This is a genomic window from Streptomyces sp. RP5T, assembly GCF_003933965.1.
Taxonomy (GTDB): domain Bacteria; phylum Actinomycetota; class Actinomycetes; order Streptomycetales; family Streptomycetaceae; genus Streptomyces.
The window spans coordinates 1-5,545 of record NZ_RSAJ01000547.1 but is presented as its reverse complement, the minus strand read 5'-3'; the positions used below and the strand labels follow the sequence as shown (position 1 = coordinate 5,545).

Sequence of the window (5,545 nt, the reverse complement as noted above, 5' to 3'; positions counted from 1 at the left end):
CTCCGCGGCCGAATCCCCGCCGGCACCGCACGCGCGCGTGCCGGGGTTCCCGTCCAGCACGTCCCCCGCCGTGCCAGCAGCCGCCCCAGCCACAGTTCCAGCGAGACCAGGTCCGCCAGCCCGTCCAGCGGCAGCGGCTCGCCCTCCGCCGCCGCGCGGAGCGCCTTGCGGACCACCCGCGCCTCCACCAGCCCCGCCTGCGCGAGCAGCGGCGTGCCGAACAGGGACATCAGGGAGTCCGCCGCCACCCGCAGCCCCGTACGGGTCGCCGCGGCCGAGGAGGCGTGGGACGGGGCGCCCCATCCCGGCGGGAGTTCGGAGACACCGGCGCCCTCCAGGACCGTACGGAGGATCTCCGCGCGGGCCCCCGGCTGGACCCGCAGCGCCTCGGGGAGGGCACGGCAGGCACGCACGACCTGGTTGTCCAGGAAGGGCGCGTGCAGCCGCTGGGAGCGGATCTCCACCGCCTGCTCCAGCACCCGCAGATCGGACGCGTGCCGTGCGAGCGCCGCACGCGCGCGGAAGTCGCCGGGATGCTGCCCGGGACCCACCCCGGAGCGATGCGTGGCGCCCTGGAGGCGAACCGATACTTCAGCCAGCGCCTCCCCGGTCAGCCAGCGTGCCGCGGGCCCCGGTCTGGCCCAGGTGAGCGCGGCGAGAGACGCCCCGACCGCACCCCCGGGCTCGTCGAACCGCTGGTGCATGAGCCGGTCGGCCAGCATCTCCAGGCCGGCCCGGTACGGGGTCCGGGCCAGCCTGCGCGCGGCGCCGTACACGCGCGCGGGGACGAACACCGAACCGTCCGCCTTGGTCAGGGCGGCCACCGGCCGGACCAGGTGGCGCCGCTTGCGGTCCATCAGGAGGTCGGCGAGGCGCGCCGGATGCGCGTCGAGGACCTGCCGGGCCCCGTAGCCCGTGAAGTGGTCCGCGCTGCCCGCCGCCAGTCGGGCCCGGTGCCGCGCCGCCGTCACGAGGCACGGCCCGGGTTCGTCGGTCAGGGGCCCGTCCAGTTCGGCGTACGGGAGTGTCTCCTCGCCGCCGGTCACCACCACGTGGTGCAGCCGGGGGTTGGCCGCGAGCGTCCCCGCCCGCTCCAGCTCGGCCTCCCGCCCGCCCACGGCGAGGTCGTTGAAGGTGACCGCGAGCAGCCGCTCTCCGGCCCCGGTGCCGTGTCCGAGGACGGTCCCCGGCATCCCCGGCAGCCCGGCGGCCAGCAGGGCGAGCGTCCCCGACGCGGGCCCCCCGGACAGGTCGGCGCCGATCCCCGGCACCGGCATCCCGCGCGCGGCCCGGCGTGCGGCGGGGCCCATGCCGGGCACCGGGCCGGGGTCGATGTCGGGCACGTGCCGGGGCGCGGACAGGCGGGCGCGCACCGCCTCGACGAGCGCGTCCCGCACCCCGTCGACCGCGCTGTCCGGGTCGGCGGAGGGCGCGGCGACCGCGAGGGAGGCGACGGGCTCGTAGCCGGCGATCTCGCGCGCGCCGTTGCGCAGGATCAGGGCGTGCCCCGGCGGAATGCGCCGTACGCCCTCGTAGGGCGTGGAGTCGTGGAGCGCGGCCGGTACGTCGGGGGCGGCGAGCAGCGCCGCGAGGTGCCCGAAGTCGAGGTTGGCCTCGATGAGGTCGGCGAGGGGCAGGGCCGCGGTCGCGTAGGCGGTGCCGCCGGCCCAGGGGGTGTGGAACACCGGCCGGGCGCCCGCCAGGTCGCCGCCCACGGTGATCCGGCGGCCCACCTGGACCACCGCCGTGTACGCCCCGGACCAGGCCGTCAGATGCCGAAGTGCCCCTCCGCGCGCGGCGAGCAGTCCGATCCGCAGCTGTTCGTCGGAGGCTCCGCAGGTGCCGAGGACCGCGATCCGGGTCTGCGGGTCGACCGTGATCACACGGACCTCGTCGGGGCGCCAGTCGCCGACCGCCCACAGCGGATCCGGGTCGCCCCACAGCAGGTGCGACCCCACCGGGTGCACGGTCTCGCCGTCGCCTCCGGTCGCCCCGGCCGTCCCGATCCCGGAGACACCCGCGGCGGTGCTGCTCCATCCCACCAACCACCGCATCGACGCCTCCACAGGCTGTGGACAACCAGTGCACCGTTCGAACCGGTCCCCATGCTGCCATGAAGGGAGCGCGTCGGAGGGCCGGTGGAGTCGCTCGGGATACGGGGAACGAGCCCCTGAAAACACCCGCGTACGCCCGTGAACAGTCCTGCGGGGCAAGGAGCGTACGACGCGAATGCGCCCCCGGTACGCTCCCCAAAAACACCCAACGCGCCCTCAACTACCATGGTAGGAGGGCTGAAAGCCTGCGAGGGCGAGGGTCGGTTTTCGGCCAAATCGGCGCCCTGGGGACAGGCTCGCGCACGCTCCGTGCACAGTCCGCGCGCCGCACGACGGGCGCGCAGCCCGGGAGACGCCACTTCGCCCCCCGGGCCCGTCCGCCGCCCGCGGGGATGAAGGCGGCGGTGTCCCCCAGCCCACTGGATCCAGTACAGCGGGCCGACCCACGCGTCTTCCATGGAAGCGCTCCCCCATTGGCCGGAGAAGAGCGCACGGACAGGCGCACGGCCACACACCAGGAGCACGACGCAACTGCGCGTATCGGACCCGCACTTCAGTACGGACCACAATCCCGCCATCCGGAACAATGCCCCTTAACGCTTGGGATGCGGCGAACTACGCTGGGTTTACGAATGCCGCGTGGTTATGCCAGCGCGGCAGCCGTCTGTGTCGAGGGGTGGCGCATGTCCAGGGAGCAACGCGGGCCGAACGAAAAACTCGGCGCCGTTCTCGCCCTCGCGGGAATCAGCAACGCAGGACTCGCGCGTCGCGTCAACGATCTTGGCGCTCAACGCGGGTTGACTCTTCGCTACGACAAGACGTCGGTGGCGCGCTGGGTGTCGAAGGGGATGGTGCCGCAGGGTGCGGCGCCGCACCTTATCGCCGCAGCCATCGGCCAGAAGCTCGGCCGCCCGGTGCCGCTCCACGAGATCGGCCTGGCGGACGCGGACCCCGCGCCGGAGGTGGGCCTCGCCTTCCCCAGGGACGTCGGACAGGCCGTCAGATCGGCCACGGAGCTGTACCGCCTGGACCTCGCCGGCCGCCGCGCCGGCGCGGGCGGCATCTGGCAGTCCCTCGCCGGTTCCTTCGCAGTCAGCGCATACGCAACGCCCGCCTCGCGATGGCTGATAACCCCGGCCGACAGCTCGGTCGCGCGCGAGGTGAACCACTCCGAGGGCTCCGGCGCACCGCACAAAGTCGGCCACAGCGATGTGCAGAAGCTGCGGGAGGCCGCCGAGGACGCCAGGCGCTGGGACTCCAAGTACGGAGGCGGCGACTGGCGTTCGTCCATGGTGCCGGAGTGTTTAAGGGTGGAGGCGGCACCGCTGCTGCTCGGCTCGTACTCCGACGAGGTGGGCCGGGCCCTGTTCGGCGCCTCCGCCGAACTCACCCGGCTCGCGGGCTGGATGGCCTTCGACACGGGGCAGCAGGAGGCCGCGCAGCGGTACTACATCCAGGCGCTGCGGCTGGCTCGCGCGGCCGCCGACGTACCCCTCGGCGGCTATGTGCTGGCGTCGATGTCGTTGCAGGCGACCTACCGGGGCTTCGGCGACGAGGGCGTCGACCTCGCCCAGGCCGCCCTCGAACGCAACCGGGGCCTGGCGACCGCCCGCACCATGAGCTTCTTCCGGCTCGTCGAGGCGCGGGCACACGCGCGTGCGGGGGACGCCGCGGCGGCCGGAGCGGCGCTCAAGGCGGCGGAGGGCTGGCTGGAGCGGTCCCGGGACGGGGACAACGATCCGTCGTGGCTCGGGTTCTACTCCTACGACCGCTTCGCCGCCGACGCGGCCGAGTGCTACCGCGACCTGAAGGCCCCGCGCCAGGTCCGCCGCTTCACGGAGCAGGCGCTGTCGAAGCCGACGGAGGAGTTCGTACGCTCGCACGGGCTGCGGCTGGTGGTCTCCGCGGTCGCGGAGCTCGAGTCGGGCAATCTCGACGCGGCGTGCGAGCAGGGCGTGCGGGCGGTGGAGGTCGCGGGGCGCATCTCCTCGGCCCGCACCACGGAGTACGTGAAGGATCTTCTGCACCGGCTGGAGCCGTACGGCGACGAGCCCCGGGTGGTGGAGCTCCGGGAGCGCGCCCGGCCGCTGCTGATGGCCCCGGCGTGAGGTCCGGACGGCGGCACCGCCTCCCGCGTTTGAAGTGACTGTCAGTGGTGCAGTGCACTATCGGGGGTGGGAGGTGGTGCAGGTGCTGTCCGGGATCGCTTACGACTGTGACGTGCTCGTGGTGGGTGGGGGCATCGTCGGGTTGTCCACGGCGTATGCGATCACACGCAGCGCGCCCGGCACCCGGGTCGTGGTGCTGGAGAAGGAGGCCGGGCCCGCCCGGCATCAGACCGGGCGCAACAGCGGGGTGATCCACAGCGGGATCTACTACCGCCCTGGCTCGCTCAAGGCGCGGTACGCGGTGCGGGGCGCCGCAGAGATGGTGAAGTTCTGCGCGGAGTACGGCATCGCCCATGCCGTCACCGGCAAGCTGATCGTGGCGACCGAGCGCGGTGAGCTGCCGCGACTGCACGGTCTGGTGCAGCGCGGCCGGGAGAACGGCATTCCGGTGCGGGAGCTGGGCGCCGCCCAGATAGCGGAGTACGAGCCCGAGGTGGAGGGGCTCGCCGCGATACACGTCGGGACGACCGGGGTGTGCGACTTCGTCGGGGTCGCGCGGCAGCTGGCCGAGGCGTCCGGGGCGGAGATCAGGTACGGCGCCGAGGTCCGCCGGATCGACCGCCGCCCCGACCTCGGGGTCGCCGTGCTCACGGGCGCCGGGGACGTCGTACGGGCGCGGGTGCTGGTGAACTGCGCCGGGCTGCACTGCGACGAGGTGGCGCGGCTGACCGGGGACGACCCCGGGATGCGGATCGTGCCGTTCCGGGGCGAGTACTACACGCTGGCGCGGCCCGAGCTGGTGCGGGGGCTGGTCTATCCGGTGCCGGACCCGGCGTTCCCGTTCCTCGGGGTGCACCTCACGCGCGGGATCGACGGAGGCGTGCACATCGGGCCCAACGCGGTGCCGGCGCTGGCCCGCGAGGGGTACGACTGGGGGACCGTACGGCCGCGGGAGCTCGGCGCCACCCTGGCGTGGCCGGGGTCCTGGCAGATAGCCCGGCGGCACTGGCGGTACGGCACGGGAGAACTGCGGCGCTCGGTGTCCCGCAGGGCGTTCACCGCGGCGGTACGGCGACTGCTGCCCGCCGTCACCCCGGACGACCTGGTGCCCTCGGCCGCCGGGGTGAGGGCCCAGGCCGTCCTGCGGGACGGGACCCTGGTGGACGACTTCCTGTTCCGCGAGGGACCCCGCACGGTCCATGTGTTGAACGCACCCTCACCGGCGGCGACCGCGTCCCTGCCGATCGGCCGAGAGGTGGCCAGGCGAGCCCTGGAGGCACTGCGCGCGACGTGATGAAGCAGCGCCCGCAGTCGCCGGCGCGCCCTGCTGCCCGGGACCTGCGCCGCCCCGGGCACGCGGGGCCCCGCATCCCCGATCCGCAC

3 protein-coding genes are annotated in these 5,545 nt (G+C 74.1%); 2 read left to right on the top strand and 1 reads right to left on the bottom strand.

Annotated features, from left to right (window positions below; all coding sequences use genetic code 11):
• The coding region (locus EHS43_RS35915; RefSeq protein WP_125194800.1) for an asparagine synthase-related protein at positions 1-2,054 on the bottom strand (2,054 nt) is incomplete at its 3' end.
• Between the two features lie 683 nt (positions 2,055-2,737).
• On the opposite strand from EHS43_RS35915, the gene EHS43_RS35910 reads away from it, so the two are divergent.
• On the top strand, positions 2,738-4,162 hold the full coding sequence (locus tag EHS43_RS35910) for an MFS transporter (protein WP_125194799.1): 1,425 nt from the start codon (positions 2,738-2,740) through the stop codon (positions 4,160-4,162).
• Positions 4,163-4,235: 73 nt separating this feature from the next.
• Positions 4,236-5,456 (top strand): L-2-hydroxyglutarate oxidase, encoded by a 1,221-nt coding sequence (lhgO, locus tag EHS43_RS35905; protein ID WP_125194801.1) that lies wholly within the window; start codon positions 4,236-4,238, stop codon positions 5,454-5,456.
• The last annotated feature ends 89 nt before the right edge of the window (positions 5,457-5,545 follow it).